This is a genomic window from Paenibacillus sp. GYB006, from assembly GCF_036577645.1.
Taxonomy (GTDB): domain Bacteria; phylum Bacillota; class Bacilli; order Paenibacillales; family Paenibacillaceae; genus Paenibacillus.
Window position 1 is genome coordinate 186,073 of sequence record NZ_JARBDA010000006.1, and the last position, 16,316, is coordinate 202,388.

A 16,316-nucleotide genomic window follows, 5' to 3' on the forward strand; every position below is an offset into this window, starting at 1 on the left:
ATCCATAGATTCAGTAGGTTGTTATCGGAAATTTAGCGTGGGTGTGAATTGAATTTTTTTAAAGAAGTACCTGCATGAGGATAGAATATCGAGCGATGTAGGATGGTTTTTTGAAAGCGTTTACTAGATTATCTACAATACTAATGACCGCCTCCGTAAATGTGGCATTTCCTGCTTATTCCCTCCTCTCCGTACGGCTGTAAAATGACCAACTGGAGTTACTTTAATAATGGATCCGATATAAAAAAATAAAAAGGGGAATAAACCTGCAATCCTGGGATAATATTTTCTTATCCTTGAATAAACCTTTGTATAATAAAACAATAAAAAAAAACACCTAGAGTCCATCCAGTGGATGGATCATAGGTGTTAGGTACGATAAGAACCCTATTATTTACTCTCCCACACGACACGACTCGTGACCAAATCGATAATTTTTGCATTTTCGACAAAAGCGGCAAGCTGTAACGCTTCCTGTTTATTTAAAAAAGCATCAAAATAGGAACCATCTACATATAAAGCAACACCATGTTCTTCGGAAGGCACTTCGGTAGAAGTCTCTGCATTCGTCAAAATCGCCTCTGCGCTGTCCTTGCTGGGTTGTTCTGTTTCTTGCGAGAATACGTTCTGTAGCGGCGCAGTTTCTTCTATTGCTATTACTGCTTCACTTTCTACGTTTTCGATCTCTATAGTAAACTCATCGGTCTTTTCAGGCTGATCCGTATCTGTACCATCTGCATATTCAGTCGTAATCTGCTCTGTATCCCCATCTTCTGTCGAAACAAGAAATTCCGTAGTATAAGGTTCCTGATAATAAACCACCTTATTGGAAGAAGAGCTTAGTCTCATAAAGCTCAAAAACGTCTCAGTGTACGATACCGTAATCGTTCCTTCTGTAGCATTTGGAAGCTGCTTATACTCCACGATTAACTGACCTTCTGAATCATACCAATCATTATCCAGTGCTTCCTGTTTAAACTCGCTAAGCGCCACAGATGAGGGCGGAAACTCTAAGTAATCTGAAGCTTTTTTTACTATATGTTCTGAGATGGGCTGTGCAATGTAATCCGAAAATACAGGTTCAACTACCTTTTTCACCAGAATCAATAGAACTGCACAAATAATCAGCATGACAAGGATAGTTCGTAGGACCCTATTTATGTTATTCGCCATCATATTATCCCCTTTTTCTATGTACAAAGACCTGCTTATATAAAAGATATCGGTGAGTACGATCATTATGATGAGTCTAAATCATTCATAAAAAATCAAAAAACCTCCTGAACTAAGCATCACTTTCGCTATACTCAGGTTCAGGAGGTATTGTCCTACACATTTTAAAACCAATATAAAATTTTTATTGTATGAAAACCGCTTTTAGCAAGGCTCTTCATTTGGTTTGCCTGCATCTGTTGCCGTACGGAAAGAAGATCCGCAGCCGCAAGTGGCAATCGCGTTCGGGTTATGAATCGTGAATCCCCCGGTCATACCGGATTCTTCAAAGTCGATTTCCAGACCTTCTAACAGACGAAGACTGTCTTTCTCCACAACTACCTTCATATCCTGAATCGTCATAAATACATCTTGATCTGTTTCGTTATCGTCAAATCCCATTGCATATGAAAATCCGGTACAGCCACCGGGTGCTACGCCAAGACGCAAAAACATATTTGGTGTTTCTTGTTGCTCGAGCATCTCTTTCAAACGCTCTGCTGCTGTATCACTAATGGTAATCATCGGTCATACCTCCTTCTATCTAATAAGATTCAATCATCTCACGTTCAAAGTGACGTAAAAATAAGTTGAATTCCTATATCTTATGTAGAATTATACTCCACCTGTTCTCCTACCTCAAGAGATGAACATGGAATAAAGGCCCTAAGTAAACAAGCTTTTTACACCTATGTATTGAACCGCTCGGATGTGAGGTTTATAATAGTAGGGAATTGTACATGGAAATGTCGAAGAATTGTCACAGAAATCTGCTTTTGTAGCCGTAATTTTAGTTGTAACTTTTTTCACATTCTTAACATGACTACCGTTTGGTCTTTGAATCATTTTATTATGGAAAACATAAAGTCATGACTCAGGAGGAATTAGCATGTCTACATTAATCACACCATTTACAGATACCAAAATGGCTGCCATCGTCGAAAAAGTACAGAATGGACAGCGTTTGACACTGGAAGACGGTGTTTATCTTTATGAGAGCGATGATCTTCTTACGATCGGACAACTTGCCAATGAAGCAAATCTTCGCAAAAACGGTAAAAAAGTATATTTCATCGAAAATATGAGTTTGTATTTTACGAATGTATGTGAAGCACGCTGTGCATTTTGTAACTTCAGAAAAGACCAGGGGAAAGAAGGATCTTATACTCTTTCCGGACAAGAGATGATTGACTATGTAGAACAGCACATCCATCCTGGTGTTAGGGAGTTCCACATTGTTGGTGGACATAATCCTCATGTGCCATTCGAGTATTATGTTGATTCCCTGCGCGCTCTGAACGAAAAATATCCGAATGTTACGCTTAAAGCGTATACGGCAGCTGAAATTGACTTCTTCACACGAATTAGCGGCCTCAGTGTCAAAGAAGTTTTGCAAGAACTGCAAAACGCAGGACTCCAATCCCTCACAGGTGGCGGGGCAGAAATTCTATCTGATGAATATCGTCAGAAAATGAAAGTAACCAAAGCCAATGTTGATCGCTACCTCGAAGTCCACCGGACAGCTCATCAGCTTGGTATGAAGACACACACAACCATGCTTTATGGTTCTGTTGAATCCTACGAAGATCGAATTCAGCATATGCTTCAAATTCGTGAGCTCCAAGATGAAACGGGTGGATTTATGGTCTTTATTCCGCTCTCGATGCAGCCGAAAAGTAAAAATGCCGGTATTATGCGCCGTAACTCAGCCTATGAAGATCTTAAAACCATCGCGATCTCTAGACTCATGCTTGATAACATCGATCATGTGAAAGCCTATTTTATTAATATTGGTCCTCAATTAACGCAAGTAGCACTCAGCTTTGGTGCTTCTGATGTGCATGGTACGATTGTACGTGAACAGATCAGCCACGCTGCTGGTGCGCTTACACCTGCAGGGCTGACTCGTAAAGAACTGATCTGGCTTGTAAAAGGTGCGGGCCGTATTCCCGTTGAACGCGACACCTTCTACAATGAGATTGAAGTTTTCGAATAATGATCTGATACTTGAAAGAGTTCCCACTTGGATTCAGCTCTTTACCAAAGAGCTGAATCCAATTTATTGTTTCCGCAATTTACATTCATTATCCCATCATCCCATCGGCCTTATTATCATGACCGAGCGTAAACTAACATCTTTGCAAGATCGCATAAGAAAGGAAGTTATATCGTCATGAAAAATATCGTTATCCTCGGAGGCGGCTACGGCGGTCTTACCGTAATTAAACATCTTCTTGAAGGCTCTATCCCAAATGATACCCAAATTGTCCTCGTGGACCGCATGCCTTTTCAAGGGCTTAAAACTGAATATTACGCACTTGCTGCAGGGACTGTATCTGATTATGATCTGCGTGTGCAGTACCCTGTTCATGAACGTCTGACCTATAAATATGGTGAAGTTGAATCTATTGATTTAGAAGGAAAAGTGATTCAAATTCAAAATGAGGACCCCCTTCCTTATGATCAATTAGTTATTGGTCTTGGGTGCACAGACCGTTTTCATGGAACCCCGGGTGCAGAAGAATATAGTAATACCATTCAAAGCTTCCGAAGCACACGTGAGACCTATCTGCGCCTTAGTGAAATCAAACCTTATGGCCAAGTTCACATTGTAGGAGGAGGACTCAGCGGAGTCGAAATCGCTGCTGAAATCAGAGAAAGCCGTTCAGATCTAAATGTAACCATCTTAGACCGAGGTGATCGTGTTCTTTCTGCTTTTCCGCAGCGATTATCTGCTTATGTAGGAGAATGGTTTGCAGAACATCAGGTAGAGATTAAAAATCATATTTCGGTATCCAGGGTTGAACCCCATGCCATTTATAATCGGGATGAAGAAATCGTAACTGATGCGGTAATATGGACAGCAGGAATTCAGCCTGTAAAAATCGTCCGTGATCTAAATGTACAGAAAGATCCCCAAGGCCGAGTTACTCTTAATGAGTATTATCAAATTCCTGAATATCCTGAAGTATATGTTGTGGGTGACTGTGCGAGCCTTCCTTTTGCACCAAGCGCACAGGCTGCAGAAGTGCAAGGAGAACAAATTGCACATATCATTCATGCATTTTGGAAGAATGAAAAACCCAAAACCGAAGCTCTCAAACTGCGCGGTACTCTAGGAGCACTCGGCAAGAAAGCTGGTTTTGGGCTTATGGGTAAGACATCGATGATGGGACGTGTTCCGCGGATTCTGAAAAGCGGTGTCCTCTGGATGTCGAAACGTCATCTGGGTTAAAAAAGAGAGTCTCTCCCTTTAAAGATCCAGGTCATTCCATGCGTCAATTTCTGCAATTTTGGACAAAATGGCTTCATGTAGTTCCTTTGCACTTGTTGCTGTGACAACTTCCCCATTCACAAGAGCAAATGGAGTATTGCTGCATTGTCCGCAATTAGTGAGGCATCCGTATTCGATTACATCGTATTCGAGGTTTTCTTCCAGTGCCTCAAAGACCTCATCCGTTCCAAAATGCATGTTGTTGGTACAAAATTCAATAATGGGTCTCAAATTATTCACCTGCTTTAGTTTTGACCATTTTATTTTGACTTTAATTGTACTATAATAAAGGGAAGGAAAGGAGTTGACAATATGAGCGAAAACGTACAAAGCAGCACCATGTATGATGAAGTTCTAGAAGTTCTTGATAAACTTCGCCCATTCCTGCAACGCGATGGCGGTGACGTGGAATTGGTTGATGTTGAAGACGGCATCGTTAAGCTGAAACTAATGGGTGCTTGTGGTAGTTGCCCAAGCTCCACCATTACATTAAAAGCAGGGATTGAACGCGCACTCGTTGAAGAAGTAGAGGGCGTACAAGAAGTAGTTCAAGTATTCTAATCATCCCCTCAGCATATAAGAGAGTCCCGAATAGGGGACTCTCTTCTTTATTCTGTAATGGTTGGACGAATAGGATCGAGTCCTCCCGATATATCCATAATATTCCCAGTTATAAAGTCCGATTGATCCTGACATAGGTAATGAATAACTCTTGCCACATCTTCTCCGCTTCCTGGTCTTCCTCTTGGTGTCTCCTTATCAATTAACCCACTTACTTGTTCAATGGTCATCTCTTTATGCGCTCCCCGAATATCACCAGGGCAAATCATATTTACGGTAATGCCATAAGGTGCTTCTTCGACCGCAAGCGTCTTTGTAAAAGAAACAAGCCCTACCTTCGCGGAGGCATAAACCGCCCGCTGTGGCCAAGATCTCGCTTCACCCGCATGACTGAATCCGAAATGGATAATACGTCCCCAATTTTTCTTCCGCATACCCGGAAGCACCCGGTGATCTAACAACATCGTCCCTACCAGGTTTCCTTGCGTTAACATCATAATGTCTTCTTGCGTATATTCCGAAAACAGCTTCCGCTCCCTAATGAAAGGACCGGCGTTGTTTATAAGTATATCCACTACACCAAGCTTATGCTCTACTGTTGAGATCAACCGTTCGATATCTTCTGCCTTACATATGTCCGCCTGTACTGCGATGCAACGAACACCCAGCTTTTTGACGGCGGCGCATAATTCCTCTGCTTCCTTCTGACTATGCACATAATTCAGAGCAATATCATACCCTTCTGCTGCAAGCCGAAGTGCTGTCATCTTGCCAAGTCCCTTTGCGCTTCCTGTAATCAGAGCGACTTTGTTGTCCAATATCCCTTCCTCCTCCTAAAAAGAGCGGTTCCTACTCAGTATAATATAGCTGGAGTAATAAGAAAAGAAAGGAAGGATTTCTAGAGAAAAAGAACCTGCCTCTGTGAACAGAGCGCAGGTTCTTCGTCATTTTTAGAATGCAGGAACGATCGCTCCCGCATAGTTATCTTCAATGAACTTCTTGATTTCATCGGAATTCAGAGCAGCATTAAGCTTTTGTACAGCCTCATCATTCTGATTGTTCTTACGAGCGACAAGCAAGTTCGCATAAGGAGATTCTTCATCTTCAATGAACAAGGCATCCTCAAGTGGATTTAAATCAGCTTCAAGTGCGTAGTTTACATTGATTACAGCGAGATCTACTTCGCCCAGTTGTCTTGGAAGCATAGCTGCGTCCAGTTCAACGATTTTCACATTTTTCGGATTCTCCGCAATGTCACTGATTTTAGACTCTACATTCGTGTTGTCTTTCAGTTTAATAACGCCGTTTTTATCAAGCAACATCAGGGCACGACCACCGTTCGTAGCATCATTAGGGATTGCGATCTTCGCACCCTCTTTTAATTCATCTGCAGATGTAACGGTGTTGGAATAAGCTCCAATAGGTTCTACATGAACATTGTTAAGTGCAACGAGGTTCAAACCGCGTGTTTCATTCTCGTTCTCAAGATAAGGCTTGTGCTGGAAGAAGTTTGCATCCAGTTGGTTTTGAGACAATTGCACATTAGGCTGTACATAATCGTTAAAGATGGTGATCTCCAGGTCAATACCTTCTTCTGCGAGGATCGGCTTTACTTGCTCCAAAATTTCAGCATGCGGTACAGGTGATGCTCCTACTCGAAGGGTGACTCTTTTATCTGTCTGACCGCTATCGCCACTTCCTGTCGTATCATTACCAGCAGAATCATTTCCACATGCAGCTAGAACTAGTACCAATGCGAGTGTAAGACCAGACAATAACCATTTTTTCATCGTTAAACCCTCCTAATTTAGTAAATCCCTATCTCTTAAAGCGAATTGCTATTTACGTGTAAAATGTTTGACTAATCTGTCCCCTGCCATCTGCAGGACTTGTACCAGAATAATCATAACGATAACCGCAACAATCATCACTTCTCGTTCATACCTGTAATATCCATAGTTAATGGCTAGAGCACCAAGTCCCCCGCCGCCAACCATCCCGGCCATTGCGGTGTAGGATATGAGTGTGACCACCGTGATCGTAATTCCTGCAAGTAAACCAGGAAGAGCTTCGGGCATGAGCACCTTCATTATAATCTGCCCAGTTGAAGCCCCCATCGCTTGCGATGCTTCGATAACACCTTTGTCGACTTCACGCAGAGAAGTCTCCACGAGCCTTGCAAAGAAAGGTGCCGCACCTACCACCAGCGGCGGGATTGTTCCCACCACCCCGATTGTTGTGCTAACAATCGCTTTTGTAATCGGAAGCATAGCAACAATCAGAATAATAAAGGGGACCGAACGCAAGATATTTACGATAAAAGAAAGTACAGTGTATATAACACGATTTGGCATAGAAGCAGATCGTGAAGTTAAAAACAGGATAATGCCCACCGGCAATCCAATAATAAAAGTAAAGATTCCGGATACAAGCAGCATACTTAGTGTCTCTAAGGTAGCTTTTTGAATCTCATCCCAGTTAATTACGGAAAAATCAAGACCCACTATTTAGCACCTCCACTTCAAGACCTTGCATTGTCAAGGATTCAACCGTTCTTAAAATCTGTTCAGGATGTCCCTCTAAACGAACCATCAACTGACCATACGGCATCTGCTTGATTGTAGAGATTGTTCCTTGCAAGATTGCAAAATCCACTCCGGTTTGCCGCACAGTCTGCGATAAAATCGAATCATAGGTTTTACTTCCCAGAAAGGTGATTTTTACCGTTTGTGAATGTTCTAAATGCGAAGCCTGAATGGCTTCCACCATTAGATCGCTAACTTCCGTTTCCCGTAAAATAAATTCTTGGGTAACGGGATGTTGCGGTTTCAGGAATACTTCTGCCACCGGTCCTTCTTCTACAATCCCACCTTGATGAATAACAGCCACCCGATCACAGATGGTCTGAATTACATGCATCTCATGGGTGATGAGTACAATCGTAAGATTGTACTTCTGATTAATATCAAGCAACAACTTAAGTATGGAGTTCGTTGTCTGCGGATCAAGCGCTGAGGTCGCTTCATCACACAGCAGAACTTGAGGATCGCTTGCCAGCGCTCTTGCTATACCTACACGTTGTTTTTGTCCTCCGGACAGTTGAGAAGGATATTTGTTACTGTGGTTTGTAAGTCCAACCAGTTCAAGTAATTCCTTCACCTTTTGATCCACTTTCTTGTTGTCCGTTTTTACTAAACGAAGCGGGAATGCGATATTCTCGTAAACGGTGGCAGAACTCAGCAGATTAAAATGCTGAAAAATCATCCCTATTTTGCGCCGCTGCGCTTGAAGTTGCGATTTATTTAATTTCGTCATATTAATGCCGTCTACATATACTTCACCCGATGTTGGACGCTCTAATAAGTTAATCAACCGAATCAGTGTACTTTTCCCTGCTCCGGAATGACCAATCACACCAAAGATTTCGCCTTTATGAATAGACAAATCAAGCCCTGAAAGCGCAGTGGTTACCTGCTTTCCTTGTCCGTAATCTTTGCGGATATTTTTTAATTCAATCAATACGGTACCTCCTTGCCTTGCGGTCATTCTCATTTTGACTCATAGACACAAAAAACCCCCTTTTTCACAGAAAAAGAGGGCATCAATAGTTAAACGACTCCTTCTCATCTGCCAAGACCAAAACGTATGATCTTGAAGGATTTAGCACCATGTCATCCTATATAGAAAAACGCTCTATAAAGAATCGGTTGCCGGGCTTCATAGGGCCTGTCCCTCCGCCACTCTCGATAAGAATGATATGCAATTATGAATAATGATAATGTCGAATGTTGACGTTTGCTAAACAAAATTAATTGTTTCAGAAACTTAGTGAAAGTATATGATATTTCATAACACTTGTCAAAGGAAAATATTAAGAGCGAACCGTTTGTTTTTTCCAAGTGCTAATCATGTACTCAAAGGATTCATGTAAGCTTCTCGAGACTAAATCCACACCAAGTTCCAGATCGGAAGTAAATGCTTTAAGGTCTTCCAGTTTCACTTTTCCATGCAGTGCTTGATGCCTTTGCCATAAATCATCTTGCATCTCCACATTCATATGATGAATCTCTGTGTTTCGCCTTTTACGAAGACGGTTCATGGGCTGATGATACTTATCTTTCAGGCTGCTTAATTTGATGAGAAGCGTCTTATGCTTTGGTTGCCCTTCGAGCTGTTTCAGAACCGTGAAATAGGAAAAATGTGCTTTGATTCTGGATGTTTCTAAATGATACCAGTCATCTAGAACATTACCCAGTTTGTCTAAGGTTGCAAACATACGGATGAAGCCGTCCTTGTAAAAGTATACGTATCTGGCATAATCGGCTTTTTCATCCGGCCCCATATCATCCGTTGATGCAGCATGGACCTTCGCCGCATAAATAGAAGCAGCAAACGAACTTTGTTCGAGCTCATCTAAAGATGTTATTAGTCCGCGGGTCCATATTTCCAATTCACGATAATCATGTGTTGGGTCAGTACTCTCTTTTATTTCATTCATAAGTAACTGCAACATACGCGCCATTGCATCCATGGCTTCTTTCAAGTATCCCGAGTTCACCCGGGGTGGTTCACCTAATAAAGTACGCAGCATATGAACATCCTCCCTGCACCTCATTTTTCCCCATCCAGGCACACAGAATCCCTGCTTCTTATTGGACCTTTGCGAAATATGATTTCCAGCGCGAATCGACGAGTTCCACAATATCTTCCCGCGGAATGACTTCTTCAGGGTAACCCGGCTTCATCCGTGCATCAATCACGATCGGCAAGGAGTACCCAATATGATTCCGTTTCACTGAAGTATCTGCATACATGTCACTTGCTGGATTAAAGCGAGTAAACACGGTCCATAAGAAGGACATCTGATTTTTCGCTGTTTCTTGTGCATGATCGACCAGAATGACGAGCGGCCAAGTCTGTTCTAGTGCCCCAAAACGTTCTACGAGCCGGCCTGCAAGTTCTGGTTCTTCCTCATAGGAAGCTCCCTCTACAAGCAATACCCCGCCGCAGTAAGGTTTGATATCGGATATTTCATTCACAAATCCACCTTCGTATGTGCGAGGAAGATCGCGCATTTTTTCTCCAACACCGACTAGGATGGCTTTACTTCCATGGTTCAGCTTATGACCGGTATAATCCAGCGTATCATGTGAAGTATGATCAAAAATAAACAGATCCGTCTTGGGATCAAACCGTTCTAGTACCGTTTCAATCAATGTCGTAAAGTTAGATAAATCAATCGCCTGATCGGTTAAAATCAAAAATTTGGTCAAAGACAATTGTCCTTGTCCAAGTATGCTGAATCCGGAGACTAATGCCTCACGCGAATAGCTTTCCCGTACAACAGCAGAAGCAAGCGCGTGAACTCCGCTTTCCGCATAGGCCCACAAATCTTTCACCGTCGGCATGACAATGGAATAAGCGGGAGATAATAAGCGCTGCACGAATTCTCCGAGATAGTAATCTTCTTGACGTGGTTTACCCACAATCGTCATCGGATAAATCGCATCTTTGCGGTGCCACATCCGTTCCACGTTCAAGATGGGAAACTCATGAGCCAAAGAATAATAACCGAAATGGTCGCCGAATGGCCCTTCCATTCTACGCTCGTGAGGCGGCACAATTCCTTTGATTACAAATTCTGCTTCAGCCGGCATGCGGTGTCCCCCGAACGGGTCATCAACCATTTTCAGCTTGTCCCCCATGATTAGAGATGCCATGAGCAGTTCCGGAAGTTTCTCCGGGATAGGAGCAATCGCAGACGCAATGAGAGCGGGAGGTCCACCTAGAATGACAGATACCGGTAACCCTTGCCCGCGCTGTTCAGCTTCATGGTAATGAAATCCGCCGCCTTTTTGAATCTGCCAGTGCACGCCTGTTGTATGATCATCATAAATTTGAATCCGATACATCCCAAGGTTATGATCTTTATGATCATCCGGATGTTCTGTATAAACAAGCGGCAATGTTAAAAATGGACCTCCGTCCAGCTGCCAGCTCGTTACCTTCGGAAGCATCTTCAGCGGGGTTTCTGTTTGATTTGCAGATAAAATGGGTGCCTCACTTCGCTGCACTGTTTTTAAACCTACTTTTAGCGCCTCTTTAATCAAGCCTCGTTCATTCCAGAGTGCTTTTGGTGTAGGGGGCATAAGCGTTTTCGTTGCACCAACAATGGATTTCATGAGTTCTTCAGGTCTTGGTCCAAATGCCATATCTACTCTACGGCTCGTGCCGAACATATTCGTGAGTACCGGAAAAGGAGTTCCTTTTACGTTTGTAAATAACAAAGCAGGTCCCTGCTCCTCAATGACACGTCTATGGATTTCTGCTATCTCTAAGTAAGGATCAACAGGCGCGTCGATAATAACAAGGTCTTTTTCCTGTTGTAATTTGGTTACAAACTCACGTAAATTTGAATAAATCAATGTGGAAGATCCTCCTTTATAAAACAAAGCCCTGCGAAATCTAATTCGTGGACTTTGTCATTTACATATGCAGCCTTCGGACAGGCACTAGCATTTATTGTACACTGTCCCGCTATTTTTTTCCAAGATACATCTGTTGTATCCAGTTATTTATCTACCTTTTATGAGCGATGAATACCTGCCGGTTTAGCCAGTTTCCACACTACATAACTCATGTAGGCAAGAAGCCCGAACAATACCGAAATAATGGTCATATGAGCAAGTACAACAAACATGTAAATCTCAGGACGATCCATGGTCAGCATAAGGCCTACACCGGACAACACTTGTATAATTACGAGCGAGATCGCTGTAATCCCAAGCATTTGTAACTCCCTGTTCCCTTTATTATAACGGTAAGCATAGTAACTGAGGACTGCAATAATGACGACAAGGAAAAATGCAGCAACACGATGCAGGAATGCAACAGCTACACCGCCGGAGAGTTCAGGAATCACAGCTCCATTACAGAGCGGGAATCCGCTGCAGCCGCCTGCAGACTCGGTATGGCTGACGAAAGCCCCTGTATAAACAACGATATAAGAATAAATCATCGTTAGCCACACTAAATTACGAAATTGTTTGCTTACCCGCGGCAGGCTGTCGAACTTAGCAAGTCCGCCAAATTTCTGTTCTTGCCTTGCACCAAGGGTAGTCATCAAGGAACTTGCAAGCGAAATAATGGCAAAACCAAGATGTAGTGCCATAACAGCGGGTACCTGAGAGAATACAACTGCGAGTGCTCCCATCATCCCTTGAATAACAACGAAGAACAATGTTAAAAGTGAAAAAATTTGTAGATCACGGCGCTGTTTAGCAAACAGCATAAAGAGTACAAATGTGGTAATGGAAAGCAGCCCTGCTGACGTACTGACAATCCGGTGTGAATATTCAATGAGCGAAGCAAGTGTATGCGCAGGCACAAATTCCCCGTGACATAATGGCCACTCATTCCCGCAACCAAGGCCCGAATCCGTACGTGTAACTACCCCGCCGCCAAATGTAGCAAAAAACATGAACAGCGTAGTCACAAAACTAAACCATTTTAAAAGTCTGATATGCTTCAACCTTATTCACCTGCAATTATATGATATGGCGGAGAAAACTCTCCGCATGCTGATTGTATAAGCAATTCTCAGCAACTCTAATTATTATAACGGATAAAAGAATTCGAAACATAAGGGGATTGTGACAATATCTTAACGGCTGTTAAAACGTAACATTTTTCATTGTTTCCCCAGATCCTATCCAAATTTATTCTATCCAGCACAAAAAACACCGTTCTCTCCTTATCGAAGAGTACGGTGTTTTAATTACTTTATGATCATTTTAGCTGCGCAGTGTTTGATACACTTCAACCGCCCGCTTAAGGAATTCTACAATTTCCTCACGTGATTTGCGATTTTTATTTACGAAACGAATGAGCTCGCGTCCATCAGCATAAGCCACAAAACTAGGGATTCCTAGAATGTTCTGTTCCTGACTTAGATCACCGGTTTGTTCTACATCGACTTCAATCAGGGTAAGCAGCTGGGAAAACTCCTGCTCTACCTCCGGCATGAAAGGATCAATAAATCTGCAGTCTACGCACCAGTCTGCTTTAAAGACAGCGACCGTCAAATTAGAAGATTGGGTTAACACATCGAATTCCGCTTTAGAAGTAATTTTTTTCATCCTTATTCATCCTCTCTAGTTACAGCTCGTATAGACTTTCTGGTTTAGTGAATCATTCTTGACGAGTGGAAGTCAAATCATTCGTACATACTATTATATAACCAGGCAAAGTCTGTAGCAAAAGAGGAGGCAAGAAATAGATGAAAAGTCAGCAATCTTCTGTCCATTCTTTAGACGCAATTTGGCAAATGTTAAAGACCTTGCCTATAACTGCAGCAGAAGTGATTCGCGGGAAACAGGCCGCTATTCGGTCATCGAAAAGGCTGCGTCATCCGCTTCGTCCACTCACCTGGCCTACTTCATCCGCTTCCTGGATACAGAATGAACTAGAACAAACCCTTGCTAGTGTACGGGCCAGCGGAGTCCAGCCTGCTTCCATGCGGAGCAGTCAGCTCGATCCTTATAGTGTGGAAGAGCTGAATCTCGTGCGCGAGATCATGGAACAAACTCAGCAGCATAATCAAAGCAATTTAACAAGAACTGCTGCTTATCTGGCTTGCTATGAAGCTTACCCGGAGCTTCACTGGGCTCTGCTTGCTCATTTTGTATCTCGTAACGGCGGCTACAATATGACCGATCTAAAGAGCGAGCTTTTGCTTAATGTACTTAAAAATCAGGATAATAAACAAGTTTATCTTCTCTTAGAACGGTGTAATGCACTTATTTTTCAAGATGCCTATCCGCAGCTGATGTTATATATGAAAAGCCGGGAAAAAGGTCGAAGCTATTTTCATTTGCTATCCGAGTTTCATGTTTCTGCCTTTATGAGTCCTTTTTGGGAACAATTCTGGCTTGAACGTAGCAGCGAGATCTTGACCGTCGGTCTCATTATTAACGAGCAAAATTATATCGAGAACCGGGTCATTCGCAATCCCTATTATCAGCATCATGTCATGGCTACCCTCTCTTTTCGTTCTCATGAACTGGCTGGGCTTAATCATATTATTATTCCGCTTGGCGTGGATCAGGAATTGGTCGGTTTGACCATTACTCATTTCAACAAACTGCATGAACGGATTGAGTTCGGCAAAGCACTGTATGCCCTGCTATTCGGGTATTCGCAGGTACTAGAGAGAGCCACCGCCTTTTCTAAAGAAATACCTCACGAAGGTTCCCGAAGTGAATATTGGCCTAAATATTATACTTCACTCTATGGTCAGAAACGGGAGGAGTCCCTTCTCACAGCTGCACTAAGTAATAAAGATGTTCTTTCTACAGACAATAAAATATACAGTCCTACACTATATAAAGCTTGGTATGATATGCCCTATGAGAAAATAACCCGTGAAGACTGGCTTACGCATACTCCTCATACAGACACACTTGGCCACCTCAACCTTCCAAGGAGACCGCGTATATTTGATGTGAGTTACCGGCACCGATTCGCTCTATGGAAACTTGGAATTGTTCATGATTTGAGCGAAATGAGAAATACCAATAAGATCCTATAAAAAAAGAACGAAGCCCTTTAAGAGCTATCGTTCTTTTTATCTTATCCTCTGCTGCCTTGCTTATTTCCTCGCTGTAATTTCATCAAAGGTCGAAGCACCTTCTGAATCATCCGCGGATAGTTCGCAAGCTCGTCCTGACGAAGTACACGCAGCGCAATAAGCAGAACAAAATAACTGATGACTACCGCGACTCCAACGATGATACAGTTCAGTAGAAATGCCACTCTTGCAGGCATCATACCTACCATAGACAGCCCAAGCTGATGAAGTCCATATCCAATCGCACTGGATATAATAACGGTCATCAGAAAACCAACCCATCTCTTACCGAGAATGGAGAAGGCAACTGTCTTTTTAAGTACACGAATATTGAGAAGGGTGATGACAAAGAAAGCAAGACCCGTTGAGATAATAATTCCATAAATTCCAAAGAACTGAGCAAGAATAAAGCTGGACAACAACTTGACTATAATCCCGATAAACACGGTTACCATTGTAATTCTTGGTTTGCCGATACCCAGTAGAATGGAATTTGAAGTCATCATTGTAATTTGAAAAATCGTCCCGAACGTCAATAAAGCAACAATTCCGCTGCCATCCAAACTACTAAACAGGAGACCATTAATTGAATAAGCAGCTACACAGAGAGCAATAACCATCGGCATCCCTGTCATGATAGCAATCCGCATAGCGAGTGTCACTTGATTACGCAGATGCGTTTCATCTTTTCTCGCAAATGCTGCCGAGATAATCGGGATCAGCGATGTACTAAGTGCAATCGCCAGGATCGGCGGAATCCCCGCAACGGGCTGAGCGCGGTTTGTCAAAATACCAAGTATCGTTGTAGCCGTGTCTGAGCCCACCTGACCGCTGATCAGGGGTTTAATAATAGATGAATCAATAAAGTTAACGGCCGGTACAGCTAACGATGACAATACGATTGGTATCGAAAGTGTGAAAATATCACGATAGATCCGAGATAATGGAATGCGCGCAGTTTGCAGATCATGGAGACCAAGTTCTCGATCTTTCCGAATCTGTTTCCGAGTGAAATACAACATTACTGCGAATGCACCGACACTACCGAGTACTCCCCCGAAAGTTGCACCTGCTGCAACCTCACTATCTCCATATCCCGCTCTTAATAAAATATAAGCAAGCAAGATTGCCGTACCGACCCGTGCGAATTGTTCGACAATCTGCGAGATTCCGCCTGCTGTCATGTTGTTGCGACCTTGGAAGTAGCCGCGCATCATGGCAATCGTCGGAAACAACAAGAGCGCCGGAGCCAGTGCACGAATGGCTAAAGCCGATTCCGGAACTTGGGCAACATACGTTGCGTAGAATGGTGCTAATGTCCATAGCAGTATCGTCATTACAATCCCAGCAAATGCGGAGAAAATAAGTGCAGCTTGATAAATTCGTTTTGCTTCCGCAGGTTTATCCAGTGCATAGCGCTCGGAGACCATTTTGCTGAGCGTACTAGGAATACCTGCGGTAGCAACCGTAAGCAGCATTAGATATACGCTGTTCGCAACCCCAAAAGAGGCGTCCCCCACATCTCCGAGCAAGTGTTCAAGCGGAACGCGCTGGACAAGCCCAAGCAGCCGGGCAACAAGAGCTGCCACAGCAAGGATAATCGTACCCTTGATGAATGATTCCTTTTTAGACAAGACGTAA

Annotated in this window: 16 protein-coding genes and 1 riboswitch; of the genes, 4 read left to right on the forward strand and 12 right to left on the reverse strand. The window is 42.9% G+C overall.

The window, feature by feature from the left end:
* Positions 1-390: 390 nt before the first annotated feature.
* Together PV403_RS15825 and PV403_RS15830 are read right to left on the reverse strand one after the other, a co-directional pair.
* The gene (locus tag PV403_RS15825; RefSeq protein WP_332085246.1) at positions 391-1,173 is read right to left on the reverse strand and encodes a hypothetical protein; all 783 of its coding nucleotides are present in this window, start codon (positions 1,171-1,173) and stop codon (positions 391-393) included.
* 204 nt (positions 1,174-1,377) lie between these two features.
* Complete coding sequence (locus PV403_RS15830; RefSeq protein ID WP_191801981.1) at positions 1,378-1,737, reverse strand: HesB/IscA family protein; 360 nt, start codon at positions 1,735-1,737, stop codon at positions 1,378-1,380.
* Positions 1,738-2,101: 364 nt separating this feature from the next.
* Between PV403_RS15830 and mqnE the strand changes: the two genes are divergently transcribed.
* Together mqnE and PV403_RS15840 are read left to right on the forward strand one after the other, a co-directional pair.
* Entirely contained in the window at positions 2,102-3,208 is a 1,107-nt protein-coding gene (mqnE, locus tag PV403_RS15835; protein ID WP_332085247.1) for an aminofutalosine synthase MqnE, read from the forward strand.
* Positions 3,209-3,385: 177 nt separating this feature from the next.
* Positions 3,386-4,447 carry an NAD(P)/FAD-dependent oxidoreductase gene (locus PV403_RS15840; protein WP_213534068.1) on the forward strand — a complete coding sequence of 354 codons (1,062 nt, stop codon included), beginning with the start codon at positions 3,386-3,388 and terminating at the stop codon, positions 4,445-4,447.
* An 18-nt stretch (positions 4,448-4,465) separates the two neighbouring features.
* Here the strand turns inward: PV403_RS15840 and PV403_RS15845 are convergent, their stop codons facing one another.
* Complete coding sequence (locus PV403_RS15845) at positions 4,466-4,717, reverse strand: YuzB family protein (protein WP_332085248.1); 252 nt, start codon at positions 4,715-4,717, stop codon at positions 4,466-4,468.
* Positions 4,718-4,798: 81 nt separating this feature from the next.
* On the opposite strand from PV403_RS15845, the gene PV403_RS15850 reads away from it, so the two are divergent.
* Positions 4,799-5,047, forward strand: a complete 249-nt coding sequence (locus PV403_RS15850; RefSeq protein WP_160034785.1) for a NifU family protein — start codon at positions 4,799-4,801, stop codon at positions 5,045-5,047.
* A gap of 47 nt (positions 5,048-5,094) precedes the next feature.
* Here PV403_RS15850 and PV403_RS15855 read toward each other — a convergent pair whose 3' ends face one another.
* The 8 genes from PV403_RS15855 to PV403_RS15890 all read right to left on the reverse strand — a co-directional run bounded on the left by PV403_RS15855 (position 5,095) and on the right by PV403_RS15890 (position 13,185).
* Positions 5,095-5,865, reverse strand: coding sequence for an SDR family oxidoreductase (locus PV403_RS15855; RefSeq protein ID WP_213534072.1), 771 nt, complete (start codon positions 5,863-5,865; stop codon positions 5,095-5,097).
* Positions 5,866-5,997: 132 nt separating this feature from the next.
* Positions 5,998-6,837, reverse strand: coding sequence for a MetQ/NlpA family ABC transporter substrate-binding protein (locus PV403_RS15860; protein WP_332085249.1), 840 nt, complete (start codon positions 6,835-6,837; stop codon positions 5,998-6,000).
* Between the two features lie 48 nt (positions 6,838-6,885).
* On the reverse strand, positions 6,886-7,554 hold the full coding sequence (locus PV403_RS15865; RefSeq protein ID WP_213534176.1) for a methionine ABC transporter permease: 669 nt from the start codon (positions 7,552-7,554) through the stop codon (positions 6,886-6,888).
* Positions 7,541-8,566: a methionine ABC transporter ATP-binding protein gene (locus PV403_RS15870; protein ID WP_213534076.1), complete on the reverse strand. Its 1,026-nt coding sequence runs from the start codon at positions 8,564-8,566 to the stop codon at positions 7,541-7,543. The genes PV403_RS15865 and PV403_RS15870 overlap by 14 nt, the downstream gene beginning before the upstream one ends.
* 101 nt (positions 8,567-8,667) lie before the next feature.
* Positions 8,668-8,800, reverse strand: a riboswitch (SAM riboswitch).
* A gap of 118 nt (positions 8,801-8,918) precedes the next feature.
* Positions 8,919-9,638, reverse strand: coding sequence for a Cthe_2314 family HEPN domain-containing protein (locus PV403_RS15875; RefSeq protein ID WP_213534078.1), 720 nt, complete (start codon positions 9,636-9,638; stop codon positions 8,919-8,921).
* A gap of 58 nt (positions 9,639-9,696) precedes the next feature.
* Entirely contained in the window at positions 9,697-11,472 is a 1,776-nt protein-coding gene (locus tag PV403_RS15880) for a UbiD family decarboxylase (protein WP_213534080.1), read from the reverse strand.
* 161 nt (positions 11,473-11,633) lie between these two features.
* Positions 11,634-12,578 carry a COX15/CtaA family protein gene (locus PV403_RS15885; RefSeq protein ID WP_332085250.1) on the reverse strand — a complete coding sequence of 315 codons (945 nt, stop codon included), beginning with the start codon at positions 12,576-12,578 and terminating at the stop codon, positions 11,634-11,636.
* A gap of 262 nt (positions 12,579-12,840) precedes the next feature.
* The gene (locus PV403_RS15890) at positions 12,841-13,185 is read right to left on the reverse strand and encodes a thioredoxin family protein (protein ID WP_332085251.1); all 345 of its coding nucleotides are present in this window, start codon (positions 13,183-13,185) and stop codon (positions 12,841-12,843) included.
* Between the two features lie 140 nt (positions 13,186-13,325).
* Between PV403_RS15890 and PV403_RS15895 the strand changes: the two genes are divergently transcribed.
* Complete coding sequence (locus PV403_RS15895; protein WP_213534084.1) at positions 13,326-14,636, forward strand: DUF2515 family protein; 1,311 nt, start codon at positions 13,326-13,328, stop codon at positions 14,634-14,636.
* Between the two features lie 41 nt (positions 14,637-14,677).
* On the opposite strand, the gene PV403_RS15900 is transcribed toward PV403_RS15895, so the two are convergent.
* On the reverse strand, positions 14,678-16,309 hold the full coding sequence (locus PV403_RS15900; RefSeq protein WP_332085252.1) for a putative polysaccharide biosynthesis protein: 1,632 nt from the start codon (positions 16,307-16,309) through the stop codon (positions 14,678-14,680).
* Between the last annotated feature and the right edge of the window lie 7 nt (positions 16,310-16,316).